14 protein-coding genes are annotated in these 13,130 nt (G+C 65.7%); 10 read left to right on the top strand and 4 right to left on the bottom strand.

The window, feature by feature from the left end; genetic code table 11:
• The first annotated feature begins 76 nt into the window (after positions 1-76).
• The 5 genes from ACZY1F_RS10075 to ACZY1F_RS10055 all read left to right on the top strand — a co-directional run bounded on the left by ACZY1F_RS10075 (position 77) and on the right by ACZY1F_RS10055 (position 4,918).
• The gene (locus ACZY1F_RS10075; RefSeq protein WP_463941589.1) at positions 77-1,048 is read left to right on the top strand and encodes a DNA-3-methyladenine glycosylase family protein; all 972 of its coding nucleotides are present in this window, start codon (positions 77-79) and stop codon (positions 1,046-1,048) included.
• 96 nt (positions 1,049-1,144) lie between these two features.
• Positions 1,145-2,113, top strand: a complete 969-nt coding sequence (locus ACZY1F_RS10070) for an ATP-binding cassette domain-containing protein (protein ID WP_463941588.1) — start codon at positions 1,145-1,147, stop codon at positions 2,111-2,113.
• A complete protein-coding gene (locus ACZY1F_RS10065; RefSeq protein ID WP_463941587.1) occupies positions 2,113-2,919 on the top strand; it encodes an ABC transporter permease in 807 nt (268 codons plus the stop codon). Before ACZY1F_RS10070 ends, ACZY1F_RS10065 begins: the two co-directional genes overlap by 1 nt.
• An 83-nt stretch (positions 2,920-3,002) precedes the next feature.
• Positions 3,003-4,481 carry a C2 family cysteine protease gene (locus tag ACZY1F_RS10060; protein ID WP_463941586.1) on the top strand — a complete coding sequence of 493 codons (1,479 nt, stop codon included), beginning with the start codon at positions 3,003-3,005 and terminating at the stop codon, positions 4,479-4,481.
• Positions 4,482-4,600: 119 nt separating this feature from the next.
• Positions 4,601-4,918 (top strand): hypothetical protein, encoded by a 318-nt coding sequence (locus tag ACZY1F_RS10055; protein ID WP_463941585.1) that lies wholly within the window; start codon positions 4,601-4,603, stop codon positions 4,916-4,918.
• Between the two features lie 27 nt (positions 4,919-4,945).
• Here ACZY1F_RS10055 and ACZY1F_RS10050 read toward each other — a convergent pair whose 3' ends face one another.
• Complete coding sequence (locus ACZY1F_RS10050; protein WP_463941584.1) at positions 4,946-6,622, bottom strand: AMP-binding protein; 1,677 nt, start codon at positions 6,620-6,622, stop codon at positions 4,946-4,948.
• A 103-nt stretch (positions 6,623-6,725) separates the two neighbouring features.
• Between ACZY1F_RS10050 and ACZY1F_RS10045 the strand changes: the two genes are divergently transcribed.
• Positions 6,726-7,004 carry a putative quinol monooxygenase gene (locus ACZY1F_RS10045; protein ID WP_463941583.1) on the top strand — a complete coding sequence of 93 codons (279 nt, stop codon included), beginning with the start codon at positions 6,726-6,728 and terminating at the stop codon, positions 7,002-7,004.
• Positions 7,005-7,151: 147 nt separating this feature from the next.
• Here the strand turns inward: ACZY1F_RS10045 and trxA are convergent, their stop codons facing one another.
• Complete coding sequence (trxA, locus tag ACZY1F_RS10040) at positions 7,152-7,598, bottom strand: thioredoxin (RefSeq protein ID WP_463941582.1); 447 nt, start codon at positions 7,596-7,598, stop codon at positions 7,152-7,154.
• Between the two features lie 161 nt (positions 7,599-7,759).
• Between trxA and ACZY1F_RS10035 the strand changes: the two genes are divergently transcribed.
• A complete protein-coding gene (locus ACZY1F_RS10035; protein ID WP_463941581.1) occupies positions 7,760-8,713 on the top strand; it encodes an ABC transporter ATP-binding protein in 954 nt (317 codons plus the stop codon).
• Entirely contained in the window at positions 8,710-9,513 is an 804-nt protein-coding gene (locus ACZY1F_RS10030) for an ABC transporter permease subunit (RefSeq protein ID WP_463941580.1), read from the top strand. Before ACZY1F_RS10035 ends, ACZY1F_RS10030 begins: the two co-directional genes overlap by 4 nt.
• Before the next feature lie 42 nt (positions 9,514-9,555).
• On the opposite strand, the gene ACZY1F_RS10025 is transcribed toward ACZY1F_RS10030, so the two are convergent.
• On the bottom strand, positions 9,556-10,125 hold the full coding sequence (locus tag ACZY1F_RS10025) for an acyl-CoA thioesterase (protein WP_463941579.1): 570 nt from the start codon (positions 10,123-10,125) through the stop codon (positions 9,556-9,558).
• A 71-nt stretch (positions 10,126-10,196) separates the two neighbouring features.
• Between ACZY1F_RS10025 and ACZY1F_RS10020 the strand changes: the two genes are divergently transcribed.
• Positions 10,197-10,931: a potassium channel family protein gene (locus ACZY1F_RS10020; RefSeq protein ID WP_463941578.1), complete on the top strand. Its 735-nt coding sequence runs from the start codon at positions 10,197-10,199 to the stop codon at positions 10,929-10,931.
• Between the two features lie 382 nt (positions 10,932-11,313).
• Positions 11,314-12,315 carry a LysM peptidoglycan-binding domain-containing protein gene (locus ACZY1F_RS10015; protein ID WP_463941577.1) on the top strand — a complete coding sequence of 334 codons (1,002 nt, stop codon included), beginning with the start codon at positions 11,314-11,316 and terminating at the stop codon, positions 12,313-12,315.
• 112 nt (positions 12,316-12,427) lie between these two features.
• On the opposite strand, the gene ACZY1F_RS10010 is transcribed toward ACZY1F_RS10015, so the two are convergent.
• A complete protein-coding gene (locus ACZY1F_RS10010; protein WP_463941576.1) occupies positions 12,428-12,859 on the bottom strand; it encodes a CBS domain-containing protein in 432 nt (143 codons plus the stop codon).
• Positions 12,860-13,130 lie beyond the last annotated feature (271 nt).

Raw genomic sequence — 13,130 nt, 5'->3', positions numbered from 1 at the left:
AGTCTAGTCCTGGCACCTTCGGTCTGAAAGGGGCTCCGGAAGCTGCGTTGTCAGCCCACCGTGGGACCATGAATACATGACCATTCTTGACGCTCCGGCCCGGCTTGCCGCCGCCGCGGATGCGTCCCTGCGGTGGCATCCGAACGGCCCGTACAGCCTGCACCAGACGCTGGGCACGCTCCTGCGCGGCACCGGAGACCCGTCGTTTTCGTCCGGGCCGGGCTGGTTCTGGACGGCATTTACGACGCCGGACGGCCCGGTGACGCTGCGCCTCACCACCGCGGCGGACGGGGCTGTTGATGCCCAGGCCTGGGGTCCCGGTTCCGCCGCCGGACTCGCCGGGGTGCCCAGGCTCCTGGGCGCCGGGGACGACTGGTCGGCGTTTGACGAGCCCGCGTTCCAGGCAACGCTCCCCCGGCTGGTCCGTGACGCCCGACGCCGGAACCTGGCTGTCCGGCTGCCCTCCACCGGACGGGTGGTTGATTGCCTCGTGCCCACCATCCTCGAGCAGAAGGTCACAGTCATTGAGGCCCGCCGCGGCTACCGCTACCTGATGTACCGGTTCGGCTCACCCGCTCCAGCAGCCGGAACCTCCGCGCCGGAAGGGCTCCGCCTCCAGCCCACTCCCGAGCAGTGGCTGCGCATCCCCTCCTGGGAATGGCACCAGGCCGGAGTAGGACCCCAGCGTTCGGCGACCGTCATGCGGGCCCTGCGATCCGCCGTCGCGCTTGAACGGCTGGCGGCATCGCCGGCCGCGGAGGCGGCAGCAAAGCTGCAGGTGATTCCCGGTATCGGCGTATGGACCGCGGCCGAAGTGGTGCAGCGGACCCACGGCTGCCCGGACTCCATCGCGGTGGGCGACTACCACCTCGCCGCCTATGTGGGCGCCGCCCTCACGGGCCGCCGGACGGACGACGCCGGCATGCTGGCCCTGCTTGAACCGTGGACCGGGCACCGGCAGCGGGTGGTCCGGATGATCGGGCTGAGCGGCTTCCGTAAACCGACGTTCGGGCCGCGGATGACCATCCAGGACCACCGCCGGCACTGACGCATTTCCGTGGACTCGGGCCACGGATCGGGTATAGCGTGGCGCCATGGAGCCCGCACCAGAACCCCGGAATTGGCGAGTTCTCTGGAGTCACCCATGATCCACACAGACAAGCTGACCAAAACTTTCGTCGTCAAGAAGGAAACGGTAGAAGCCGTCAAGGGAGTCGACATCGATGTTGCCCCGGGCGAGCTTGTAGCGTTCCTTGGCCCGAACGGCGCGGGCAAATCCACCACCCTCCGCATGCTGACCACGCTGCTGCGGCCAACCTCGGGCACGGCGACAGTGGCAGGGGTGGACGTCTCCGCGGACCCGGCCGGCGTGCGAGCCCGGATCGGCTACATCGGCCAGGGCAACGGCGGCGGCCACAGCTTCCGGGTCATCGACGAACTGATCATGCAGGGCCGCTTCTACGGCATGAACTCCATGGATGCCGCCGCCCGGGCGCAGGAACTGCTGAAATCCCTGGACCTGGCCGACCTCGCCAAACGCACCGTCGTCAAGCTGTCCGGCGGGCAGCGGCGGCGGATGGACGTGGCCCTGGGCCTGATGCACTCGCCACGGCTGCTGTTCCTCGATGAACCGTCCACCGGCATGGACCCGCAGAACCGGGCCAACCTGTGGGAGCACGTCATGCGGATGCGGGCCGAGCACGGCACCACCATCGTCCTGACCACGCACTACATGGACGAGGCGGATTTGATGTCCGAGCGCGTGATCGTGATTGACCACGGCCAGATCATCGCCGATGACACTGCCGCCAGGCTGAAGGCCAACCTGGCCGGCGACCTTCTCGCTGTCGAAGTGGCGGCGGATTCGGCCCCCGGCGTGCGCGGGCTGCTGGGGCGGGCCGCCGCGGGCGGTGAGATCACTGAAAACGCGTCCGACGGCGTGGTCCGCTTCCGTCTCCGGCTCACCGAAGGTGCCCGGCTGGCGCCGGCGCTTCTGAAGGAGATGCACGACGCTGGCGCTCCCGCCCAGTCCCTGGAGCTGAAACCGCCCACCCTGGACGACGTGTTTCTGGAACTGACCGGCCGCAACCTGCGTGAAGGAGCAGACCGCTGATGGCTGTGCAAAGCCCTCCGGGCGTCCTGAGGAAACCCAGCCTCGGCCAGGTCCTTCGCGACACGAAGTACGTGTTCTGGCGTGAGATGCTGCTGCCGTTGCGGGACCCGTTCTCGCTGGTTTTCTCGCTGATCCAGCCGCTCGTGTTCCTGGGGCTCTTCGGCCCCTTGCTCGGCGCGGCGGTGGGGGCGCCGGCATTTGGCGGCCAATCCACCCTCCAGTGGTTCCTGCCCGGCGTCGTGGTCATGATTGCCCTGTTCGGCACGTCCATGACCGGCTCCAACCTCCAGTACGAACTGATGACCGGTTCGTACGAAAGGATCCTGGCCACGCCTCTGTCCCGCTCTTCCCTGATGATCGGGCGGGCGCTGAAGGAGTGGGCGCCGCTGGTGGTGCAGGGGCTGTTGATCGCCCTGGTCTGCATCCCGTTCGGCTTTGTCTTCTACCCGCTGCACGTGCTGTTCGGCCTGGTCATCCTGGGCATTTTCGGCATCGGGCTGGGAGCCCTCTCCTACGCGCTGGCCCTGGTATCGCAGAACAAGGAGTGGATCTTCTGGGGTGTGCAGCAGACGCTGCTCTTCCCGCTGATGATCCTGTCCGGCATCATGCTGCCCATCGAGGCCGGGCCGGACTGGATGAAGACCGCCAGCCTGTTCAACCCCCTGACCTACCTGGTCAACGCCGAGCGGGAACTGTTCGCCGGCGGCGTCGGGAACGACACGCTCCTGGGCCTCCTCGCCGCATCGGTGACGGCCGCCGTCGGGCTCGTTGTGGGCGTGCGGGCCATCAACCGCAACCTCCGCTGAGCGGCGGGCAGTTCTCCCCATCCGTTGCGTCGGTGCCGTGACATAGGCTTCTTGAGAAGCCGCAACGGCATATTGGGGGAACGATGGCAGGCATTTATGGGGCGGACGTGGTCCAGCTGCGGGCGCTCAGCAAGCACTTGGGTGTCTCATCGGCCCGACTCTTGGGTACTAAGAATTCACTGTCCCGGGACGTGCGCAGTTCCGCAACCTGGAAGGGTGCCGACGCGGACGGCTTCCGCAGCGACTGGGAAAGGACACACAGCGCCCTGTTGGCGAAAGTCATAGAGGCACTGGCAGCAGCCGCCAAGGCTGTGGCCGTTCACGCGGAGGAGCAGGAAAAAGCCAGTGGTGCCGGCGGCGAGAACGGCGTTGGGCTCGGCACAGTCAGAGGCGCGGGGGCCTTCGACAGGCTGCCCGACCGCGTAGATCATTCCGTTCCGCGGCATCCGGACCAGGGGCAGGCGAACCTCAGCACCGAGGAGCTGGACAAGCTCAAAAGACTCGTCAGGGACGCCAGTGAAAACAACGACTTCTTTGAGGGCAACGACCAGGACGTCAACGAGCTCCGCGATGCTCTTGCCGCGCTGAAGCCTGCGCAGCTGGACCAATTCCTGAAAACCTTGTCGGACAACGAGCTCAAGCAGTTGGCCGAAGGGTCCGCCTCTGACGGCAAAGGACTTTTCAACTGGGAGGGAACAACCCCGTTCGAGAAACACCGGCTCCTCGACCAGATGCTGTCCAAGGCGTCCCCGGAACAGGTGGACCGCCTCAAGAGCCTGATCCCCTGGGCGCAGCCAGACGGCGAAGCAATGGGTGATGCGGCCAGGCCGGGAGGTACGGACCCCAGCACCACGAATCAGTGGATGGACCCCAGCGCCCCCGTCATCGGCCAGCAGCCCAGCAAGGACGACGTCCGTCAGGGCCAGTACGGAGACTGCGTGGTTCTGGCAGCCGCCGGCGCCATGATCAATGCAGATCCAACCTGGGCCACGGACCACGTCACGGACAACGGCAACGGAAGCGTTTCCGTCCTCTTGTACGACAAGAACGGGCAGGAACAATGGGTTACTGTCACTGCTGACCTGCCTGAAAATACAAACGGCGGTCAGCTGGGCGCCAAGCCCGGGCAGGACGGTAACTGGCCTGCCTACATTGAAAAGGCCCTCGCGCAGGTGTACACCGAGGATGACGCCCGGGATGGCACAAAAGAAGGCGCTCCTCCCGATATTGCCCATGGACCCGGCAACTATCGGGCGATCGAAGGAAACTGGGGACCCGACGCATTCAAGTACGTGGCGGGCCCTAACGTCGAACAGACCACCGACGCCGGCGTCCTCTGGAGCGCCGCCAGCGAAGGCAGGCCATCGTTGGTGACGACGCTTGGCGAAACCCCGGAAGGCGCACCAGAGGGATACCACGCCGGCCATGCCTACTTTGTCACCGGAACAGACGAGCGAGGAAACATTATTCTGCAGAATCCTTGGGGCCCCCAGGAACCCCTCATGTCCATCTCAAAGGACCAGTTCGACAGGCTCTTCAACGACGCGACGGTGAGCCGTTGATGCCGCAGCCCTGGCGCCGGATCGCTGCAGTAGCTTTCGTTCCCCTTGTCCTTGCCGTCAGCGCCTGCGCCTCTTCCCTGCCAGAATCGGAACGTCAAGAAGCCACTAAGGAACCTGCCATGTCATTAAACGCCAGCTGCACAAACGCCGGAGCGTACCGGATAGTCCCCTCTGCCAACGGCTCCTTTCCGCTGCTCCCGGCATCACCCTTGGGCGCCGACTCCACACCGCTGGTACGGCTGTCCAGTACGCACGTGAACGATGACCCAGCCACCGTGGATGTGTCGGTGGCCATCTTCGCCACTGGAGAGCCTGCATCCAAGGAATTCCGTGGCCTAACCGTCGGCCAGGAAGTGACGTTCGACGGTTACACGATCACCATCACGTCGATCTGCGATAAGGAGGCACTCTTCGACGTCGTGTCTCAGCCGGGCTAGGAGCCCAGCCGGACTTGGTGTCCGGAGTCAGAGCCCCAGCCGGGCCACGGCTTCCTCGCGCATCTCCACTTTGCGGATCTTCCCGGAAACGGTCATGGGAAAGCTCTCCCGGACGTCCACGTAACGCGGGATCTTGTAGTGGGCCAGCTTCCCCCGGCAGAAATCCGCAATTGAAGCCGCGTCCAGCGGTTCGGCGCCCGGTTTGAGGATGATGCAGGCCATCAACTCCTCGCCGCACCTGGCATCGGGCACCCCGATCACCTGCACGTCCTGGATGGACGGGTGGCTGTACAGGAACTCCTCGATCTCGCGCGGGTAGATGTTTTCGCCGCCGCGGATCACCAGGTCCTTGATCCGGCCTTCGATCACCACGTAGCCCTCGTCGTCCATCCGGGCGAGGTCGCCGGTGTGCATCCAGCGGTGGGCGTCGATGGCTTCCGCGGTCTTGTCCGGCTGGGCCCAGTACCCGGCCATCACGGCGTAACCCCGCGTGCACAGCTCGCCGATCTCGCCGCGCTCCAGCACCTCGCCGGTGCCAGGGTTCACGATCTGGCTCTCCAGGCTTGGCATGCTGCGGCCCACGGTCTCGGTACGCTGCTGCAGAGTGTCGCCGTTCCGGGTCATGGTGGACACCGGGGAGGTCTCCGTCATGCCGTAGCAAATGGCCACATCCACCATGTGCATCTCCGAGATCACCCGCTTCATCACGTCGATGGGGCACACCGATCCCGCCATGACACCGGTCCGGAGCGTGGCCAGGTCGTAGGAGGCAAAGTCCGGCAGCGCCAGCTCGGCGATGAACATGGTGGGCACGCCGTACAGCGACGTCCCGCCGAAGTCTTGGACCGCCTCCAGCGCGGCCGCCGGTGTGAAGCCGCGGCCGGGGATGATGGTGGCCGCACCGTGGCTGAGGGCGGCCAGGTTGCCGATCACCATCCCGAAGCAGTGATAGAACGGCACCGGAATCACCACCCGGTCGTGCTCGGTGTAGCCCAGCAGTTCACCGATGGAGTAGCCGTTGTTCAGGATGTTGTGGTGCGTCAGCGTTGCACCCTTGGGGAAGCCCGTGGTCCCGGACGTGTACTGCAGGTTGATGGGATCGTGCGGGTCCAGCTCCGCCATCCGCGCCTTCAGGCCGGAATGCCCGACGGCGTCAGCCCGCTTGAGCAGCTCGGCGTACGTCAGTTCCCCGTCACGTTGGGGGTCACCGGCGTCGAGCCCGTCCATGCCGTAATCCGGCAGGAACACCAGTTCCCGCAGGTCCGGGCAGCCTGCGAGCGCCCGGCGTGCCATCCCCACATAGTCGCTGTTCCGGTCCGACGGTGCCGTGACCAGCATCCGCATGCCGTTCTGCTTCACCACAAACTCCAGCTCGTGGCTCCGGTAGGCCGGGTTCACGTTGACCAGGATGGCGCCGGCTTTGGCGGTGGCGTACTGCAGCAGCGTCCACTCGGCGCAGTTCGGGCTCCAGATGCCCACCCGGTCCCCCTGGGCCACGCCCGAGGCGAGGAGGGCACGCGCGAGGCGATCGACGTCGTCGTTCATTTTTGTGTAGCTCCAGCGGCGGGCGTCAGCGCCCGGAACCGGCGCGGCCTCGATCAGCGCGTCGTGGAAGGGGAACCGGGCCACCACCCGCTCGAAGTTCCGGCCGATGGTTTCCTCGAGGAGCGGGACGTCAGTGTCCCCGGCTGTGTAAGCGCGCACGCTGGCACGCTACCAACAGGAGCCTGGCAAGAGAAGCGCAACAGGAGGGTGTCCGCGCGTAAACAGGGCGGGCCTGCATGCCGGTCCCGGTATTGTGAAATCCATGAGTGCACCCATCGACCTGCAGGCAACGTTCATCCCCAACGACGGCGAGTTCTTCCGTGTGAAGCTCGCCCTGGAAATCGCCATCGACGAGGTGGTCAACGAAGCCGGCTGCATCCGCTACGAGCTGACCGAGGCAACCGAGGAAAAGCTGGTCCTCACCGAACAGTGGGAATCCGAGGAACTGCTTGCGAAGCACTCCAAGGGCACCGCCGTCCAGGACCTGAACGAATCCCTGAGCGCGCTGCTGGCCGAGCCTGCGCAGCTGGTTCGCCTGTAACCCTTCTCACAAAAAACGCGGGGTCACTTCCTGCCCAACGAATCGAAGTTCTTGGGCGGGAAGTGACCCTCCCCACCCGCTCCCTAGCCTCGCAGGCTCGGCCAGGGGACCCTGCGGGCGTGGGCCCACGTTGCTCTTAAGTAAGTATCACGCGTCCGGGATCTGCGTGCCGTCCTGGGGGCCCGACGTCTTTCCGGCGGTGGCCGGGTTAGTTTCCGCAGCCGCTGCGGCTTCTGCCTGCGAGCGCGCCACGTGGGCGTGGACTTCGTCCATGTCCAGGGCCTTCACCGCGTCAACAACCTGCTCCAGCTGCTGGGCGTTCAGGGCACCCGGCTGGGAGAAGACCAGGACCTTTTCGCGGAACGCCATCAGCGTGGGGATGGACGTAATGCCGGCCTCGGCGGCGAGCTGCTGCTGCGCTTCGGTGTCCACCTTCGTGAACAGGACGTCGGAATGCTTCTCGGACACGGCCTTGTACGTGGGCCCGAACTGCTTGCAGGGACCGCACCATTCAGCCCAGAAGTCCACCAGGACAATGTCGTTGCCTTCGATGGTCGATGCGAACTGTTCACCTGTGATATCAACGGTAGCCATGCCTTCAACGGTACGCGAGGCGCCGCCCGATGTCCCGGCCAGGTGCGCGCTGTTCGCTCCCCGCGTCATCGGGAACAGGGCCGCGGGACCGTGTACACCGGGCATCGCGGGGCCTACCCTTGGGGTGATCAGCCGCTGGCTGCCGCAAAACAGGAGGTTTCATGACCCAGGCAATCTCCACCCAGTCCCTGACCAAGAAATTCGGCCGGCGCGAGGTGCTCCACGGGGTGGATTTTGCCGTCGAGGCAGGCTCCGTGTTCGGCGTAATCGGCCCCAACGGCGCGGGCAAGACAACCACCATGCGCTGCCTGCTGGACATCATCCGCCCCGACTCCGGCGAGGTCCGCGTCCTCGGCGAGGACCCCCGGGCGGGCGGCCCGGAGCTCCGCCGGCGGATCGGTTACCTCCCGGGCGAGCTGTTCCTCGAGGGCCGCGTCACGGGCCGGACGCTCCTGGCGCACTACCAGGCCATCAGCGGCCCGGTGGCCCCGGGCAGGATCGATGGCCTGGCCGAACGGCTTGGACTGGACCTGGACCGCCACACGCGCAAGCTGTCCAAGGGCAACAAACAGAAGCTGGGCCTGGTCCAGGCGTTTATGCACGATCCGGAGCTCCTGGTGCTCGATGAGCCCACCAGCGGCCTGGATCCGCTGGTCCAGCAGGAATTCCATGCGATGGTCCGCGAGGCGCAGCACAAGGGCCAGACCATCTTCCTCAGCTCCCACGTCCTCAGCGAGGTCCAGCAGACGGCTGACACGGTGGCGATCCTCCGGGATGGCCGGATCATCGCCGTCGAGTCCGTGACGGGGCTCCGGGAAGGCGCGGTGCGCAGGGTCCGGTTCACCGCGAACGGAATAACAGCGCACGACGCCGGCGCGCTGCTGGGTGGGGTGCCCGGCGTCGGGCATGTTGAGGTGCTGGAGTCCGGCGGCAGCATCACCCTTTCAGCCACCGTGGAGGGGGCCATCCAGCCGCTGGTCAGGGCCCTCGGAACGCTGGAACTGACGGATCTGGTGCTGGAGGAACCGGATCTTGAAGAGTCGGTCCTCAAGATGTATTCAAGTCCCGCAGAAGCGAACCCCGCAGTATCCGGGCCGGCAAAGGCCGCGCGATGAGCACCACCACCCTGCCGCTGTTCCGCCGGGCCTTCTTTGACTCCTGGCGCTCCACGGTGGCGTGGGCCGCCGGACTGGCCGGCGCCACGTTCCTCTACCTGCCGCTGTACCCGTCCATCGGCGGGAGCGCGCAGATGCAGGACATGATCGATGCCCTCCCGGCCGAGATGACCAAGGCCCTGAACTACGACCAGATTGCCACCGGTCCCGGGTATACGCAGGCCACACTGTTCGGGCTCATCGGTTTCCTGCTGATGACCATCGCTTCTGTCGGCTGGGGTGCGGCCGCTGTGGGCGGCGACGAGGAATCCGGCCAACTTGAGCTGACTCTCGCCCACGGGGTGACCCGGGTCCAGGTGGTGCTGGAACGCGCACTCTCGCTGTTACTGCGCGTGGTGCTGCTCGCGGCCCTGGTCTTTGTGCTGGTCCGGCTGCTCAATGATTCGGCCCAGCTGGCCATCCGGCCCGAGAACCTCTTCGGCGCAGCAGTGCTGTTTGCCGGGCTGGCACTGTTGAGCGGAACGGCCGCGCTATGCGCCGGGGCCATGTCCGGCAGGCGGACATACGGACTGGCCGCGGGAGCCGCCGTCGGCGTTCTCGGTTACGTCTTCAACGCCGTGGGCCGGCAGAGTGCGGACGTGGAGTGGCTGCTGGACCTGAGCCCCTACCACTGGGCCTACGGGAATTCCCCGGTGGCCAACGGTGCGGACTGGGCGGCGGCCGGGTGGCTCTGGGGAATTTCGGCAGCTCTCGTGGCCTTGGCCGCGGTGGCCGTGAACAGGCGCGACGTCGGCACGTAGCTGTGCGGGTGGCCGGCGGTCAGGCGCGGCCGTGATCCCCAGTCAGGCGCGTTTATCCCGGGTGAGGCTGTCCCAAAGGTGCGGAGCCGGCGTCCGGCTGCCGGGCAGGGCGTTAGTCTCGCGCCATTCGTGGATCCATTCGGGCAGCACCAGATCTTCCGGTGGCTGCCCGAACTCGCGCAGGATCTCCTCTTGGCTCACTGGCTTGCCCTTGCTGACCAGGCGGGTGGCGATGTAGGCACGCGCGCTAATCTCGCCGTCGGACACCATGCGCTGCTCAAAGTAGATGGCCTTAGCATCCAGGCCTATGATCTTTGTTTCGATGGTGTACTGCTGCCACAGCTGCAGCGACTTCCGGAAGGCGATGGTCTCCCCCGCCGCCACCGGGGTCCAGCCGCGCCGGCGCATCGTCTTCCACACGCCGCTGCGGACCATCAGGTCGAAGCGGCCCAGGTCCATGAGGGAAAAGTACATGCCGTTGTTGACGTGCATGGCGATATCGATGTCGGTGGGCAGGACACGCAGCGGCAGGGACGACGGGTCCCAAATGGTCAGTGCGGAGCGGCGGGCGGACGTGAACAGCATCAGGAGGGTTCGCAGAAGCAGGTGCATGCTCCAATGTTACCCATCAGTAACTTGCTGGCAAGTCCGCAGTAACAGGGCAGCCACGTAGGATGTGGCGCATGACGCAACAACGCTACCGGGACCTGGCCGAGTGGCCGCTGATGGGGACGGCACTGGTTTTCCTGGCGGCCTATGCGTGGCAGGTGATTGGCCGGGTCGAGGGCAGCGGCGCGGAATGGCTTGAGACGCTGATGTGGCTGACATGGGGTATCTTCGCCCTGGATTACGCCGCGAACCTGTGGCTGGCCAGGGAGCGCCGCCGCTGGTTCCTCTGGAACCTGCATGAACTCCTGATCGTGGCTCTTCCGTTCTTCCGGCCGCTGCGCCTGCTCCGGCTCGTCACGCTGCTTTCGGTCCTGCACCGGACCATCGGCGAAACGCTCAGGGGCCGGGTGGTAACCTACGTGGCCGGGTCGGCGGCGCTCCTGGTACTCGTTGGCTCGCTGGCGGTGCTTGACGTTGAACAGTCGGCCCCGGACGCCAAGATCCTGACGTTCGGCGACGCCCTGTGGTGGGCCATCGCCACCATCACCACCGTTGGGTACGGCGATATGTACCCTGTGACGCCGATCGGCAGGATGGTTGCCGCGGCCCTCATGATGAGCGGCATCGCTGTGCTGGGTGTGGTCACGGCATCCATCGCTTCCTGGCTGGTCCAGCGCGTTGAGGAGTCCACGGAAGCTGCCGCGGAGTCCATCGAGGAACCCTTGCGGGCAGAACTGGCCGGACTGGTCAGGGAGATCGCTGCGCTGCGGCGCGAAGTGGCCGAACTCAAGGACCGACCCACCTTGTAGAAATGCCCGGCGGGCCGGGCGGCTCGACACCGAGTAGCCCCTCCAGAACAGCGAGTAGATGCTTTCCCGGGGCCAAGTATTCGGCGGCAAAAATCAGGTAATGCCTACTGGTGCAGCCCCTGCCGCAGCTTCCTAGACTCGAAATTCGTAGGGCCAAATAAAGTTGCCGGCGCATCCTCCGAGCTGGGGTGGATGATGCCGCTTCATAGTGGAACATCCGTATCTTCTGGGTATGCGGGCGCTCCCATCATGCGCTTCCGTGCGCGGTTCGGTTCAGAGACCGGGACCGCGTAGCGCATCACACCTCGATCCGTCCCGCATCTGCAGTTCGCGGCGGCCTTGCCGCCTCGCCTCTGCCGGGCCGACCTGCGATGGGCTACCCATGTACCAGTTGAGTCCAAAAATTCCCGAACCACCCCGCCGACGTTTCGAAACCGACGTCCCTCGGGCCGAACTCGTACCGGGCCGGCTCCCGATCAGCAACAAGCTGTGGGCGGGCATGGCCACAGCCGCCGTGATTTCCGCCTTCGGCGTCGGCGCGTTGGCCGGCCCCGTCCCCACGGCAGAGCTGTCGGTGCCACCAGGGGCCATTACGACGGCGGCCTCTCCAGTTGTGCGCGTTGCCCGGCCTTTGGCCGCAGTGCCCCTGGATGCGCCCTATGTTGGGGCCGTTGAATTTGACGGTGCCGCAGCCGGCACCGCGCAGCCGGAAGTCGCAGCCGCGGCGCCCGCGGCCCCGGCCCCGGCTCCGGCTCCGGCTCCCCCACCACCAGCCCCCGAACCTGCTCCTGCCCCCGCGGGCGACCCCAACCTCTACACAGTGGCTCCCGGCGACACAGTGGGTGGGATTGCGGCCCGGTACGGCGTTGACACAAACGCGATGCTGGCCGCCAACGGGCTGGGCCTCTACAGCGTCATCGTCCCGGGCCAATCGCTGAAGCTGACGGGACCCGCCGTCGAAGTTTCCGCTCCAGCCCCGGCGCCGGCCGCGGCTTCACCCGTTGCAGCTCCACCGGCCTACGTCCCTGCCCCGGCGCCGGTCCAGGCCGCACCCGCTGTCCGCACCATCTATGTCGCGGGCGCTGGCGGACAGTCCATGGTGGACGCGTGCATCGGGCCAATCCACTTCACGCCCAACGACGGCTACTCGCTCTTCATCACGGAGCACGACTTCTGCGGCGGGTGGGCGCGCTTCTCCGGCATCGGCGTGGGCGAGACCATCAGCATCCCGGGCTACGGGACGTACACCGCGACAGCCAGGGGCCAGGTTCCCAACCCGGGAACCACCAACGACGTCATAGCTGTTTTCGGCGGGTTCCCCCGGGCCATCCTGCAGACCTGCATCCCCGGGACCAACCAAATGCTGCTGATCGCGCTCAACTGATAGGCAGGTCCGGCCCCGTCGAGTTCGCGGTCCAGCATTTCAGAAGCTTGTTCGCGGTTCCGAACCCTTAGGGCAAGGAGCCGCGAACAAGGCCATGCGGGAATTAGTCCGACTATGCGGACATCGGGTGGCGTTCGGAAATGTGCTCCACCAGTTCGCCCACGCGCTCCTCGGTGTAGTTGCGCGCAATATCGCCCTGGCTGATGATGCCCACCAGTTTGTGATCGACAATGACCGGGAGCCGCCGGACTTGGTGGCGCTCCATGATTTCGATGGCGGCGTCAACACTGGCATCGGCGTCAACCCAGTAGGGCTTGCCGGTGGCCAGCTCGCTGGCCAGCATCTCGCGGGGATCACGGCCGGCAGCAACGCACTTCAGCACAATGTCGCGGTCGGTGATCATGCCCTTCAACTTGCCGTCATCGCCGCAGATCGGCAGCGATCCACAATCCAGATCCAGCATCATCCGAGCCGCATCAGCGAGGGACTGATGCTCCTTAATACACTGTGCTTCCGTGGTCATAAATTCACGTACAACGCTCATTGGTTCTCCTTCATCGAGTGATGTATCGACGCAAGGCATCGGGGACATATGCGCCGATGGTGCCAGCCTACGCCGGGGTTAACGCTGCTGTCGACGACGGTTTCTATCCGATTTCGAGCACAAAAAAGCCTCCGGAACCTGGTGGTTCCGGAGGCTTTTCGTTGGGTGGCAGATGAGGTGTCTAGTTTCACGACATAGTTCACACGTGAGTCGGGACATCGTTCACAGTTGACACTTCACCGGTGAGTCGGGACATCGTTCACACAGTCAT

This window comes from Pseudarthrobacter xylosi, from assembly GCF_055412765.1.
This window is presented reverse-complemented; position numbering and strand designations above follow the sequence as displayed.

What these genes read in the sequence shown, in the direction of transcription:
- ACZY1F_RS10070 (WP_463941588.1), top strand. Translation starts at nt 1,145, where the DNA reads ATGATCCACACAGACAAGCTGACCAAAACTTTCGTCGTCAAGAAGGAA.
- trxA (WP_463941582.1), bottom strand. Translation starts at nt 7,598, where the DNA reads ATGGCTACCGTTGATATCACAGGTGAACAGTTCGCATCGACCATCGAA.
- ACZY1F_RS10020 (WP_463941578.1), top strand. Translation starts at nt 10,197, where the DNA reads ATGACGCAACAACGCTACCGGGACCTGGCCGAGTGGCCGCTGATGGGG.
- ACZY1F_RS10060 (WP_463941586.1), top strand. Translation starts at nt 3,003, where the DNA reads ATGGCAGGCATTTATGGGGCGGACGTGGTCCAGCTGCGGGCGCTCAGC.
- ACZY1F_RS10075 (WP_463941589.1), top strand. Translation starts at nt 77, where the DNA reads ATGACCATTCTTGACGCTCCGGCCCGGCTTGCCGCCGCCGCGGATGCG.
- ACZY1F_RS10055 (WP_463941585.1), top strand. Translation starts at nt 4,601, where the DNA reads ATGTCATTAAACGCCAGCTGCACAAACGCCGGAGCGTACCGGATAGTC.
- ACZY1F_RS10025 (WP_463941579.1), bottom strand. Translation starts at nt 10,125, where the DNA reads ATGCACCTGCTTCTGCGAACCCTCCTGATGCTGTTCACGTCCGCCCGC.
- ACZY1F_RS10015 (WP_463941577.1), top strand. Translation starts at nt 11,314, where the DNA reads ATGTACCAGTTGAGTCCAAAAATTCCCGAACCACCCCGCCGACGTTTC.
- ACZY1F_RS10010 (WP_463941576.1), bottom strand. Translation starts at nt 12,859, where the DNA reads ATGAGCGTTGTACGTGAATTTATGACCACGGAAGCACAGTGTATTAAG.
- ACZY1F_RS10065 (WP_463941587.1), top strand. Translation starts at nt 2,113, where the DNA reads ATGGCTGTGCAAAGCCCTCCGGGCGTCCTGAGGAAACCCAGCCTCGGC.
- ACZY1F_RS10030 (WP_463941580.1), top strand. Translation starts at nt 8,710, where the DNA reads ATGAGCACCACCACCCTGCCGCTGTTCCGCCGGGCCTTCTTTGACTCC.
- ACZY1F_RS10045 (WP_463941583.1), top strand. Translation starts at nt 6,726, where the DNA reads ATGAGTGCACCCATCGACCTGCAGGCAACGTTCATCCCCAACGACGGC.
- ACZY1F_RS10035 (WP_463941581.1), top strand. Translation starts at nt 7,760, where the DNA reads ATGACCCAGGCAATCTCCACCCAGTCCCTGACCAAGAAATTCGGCCGG.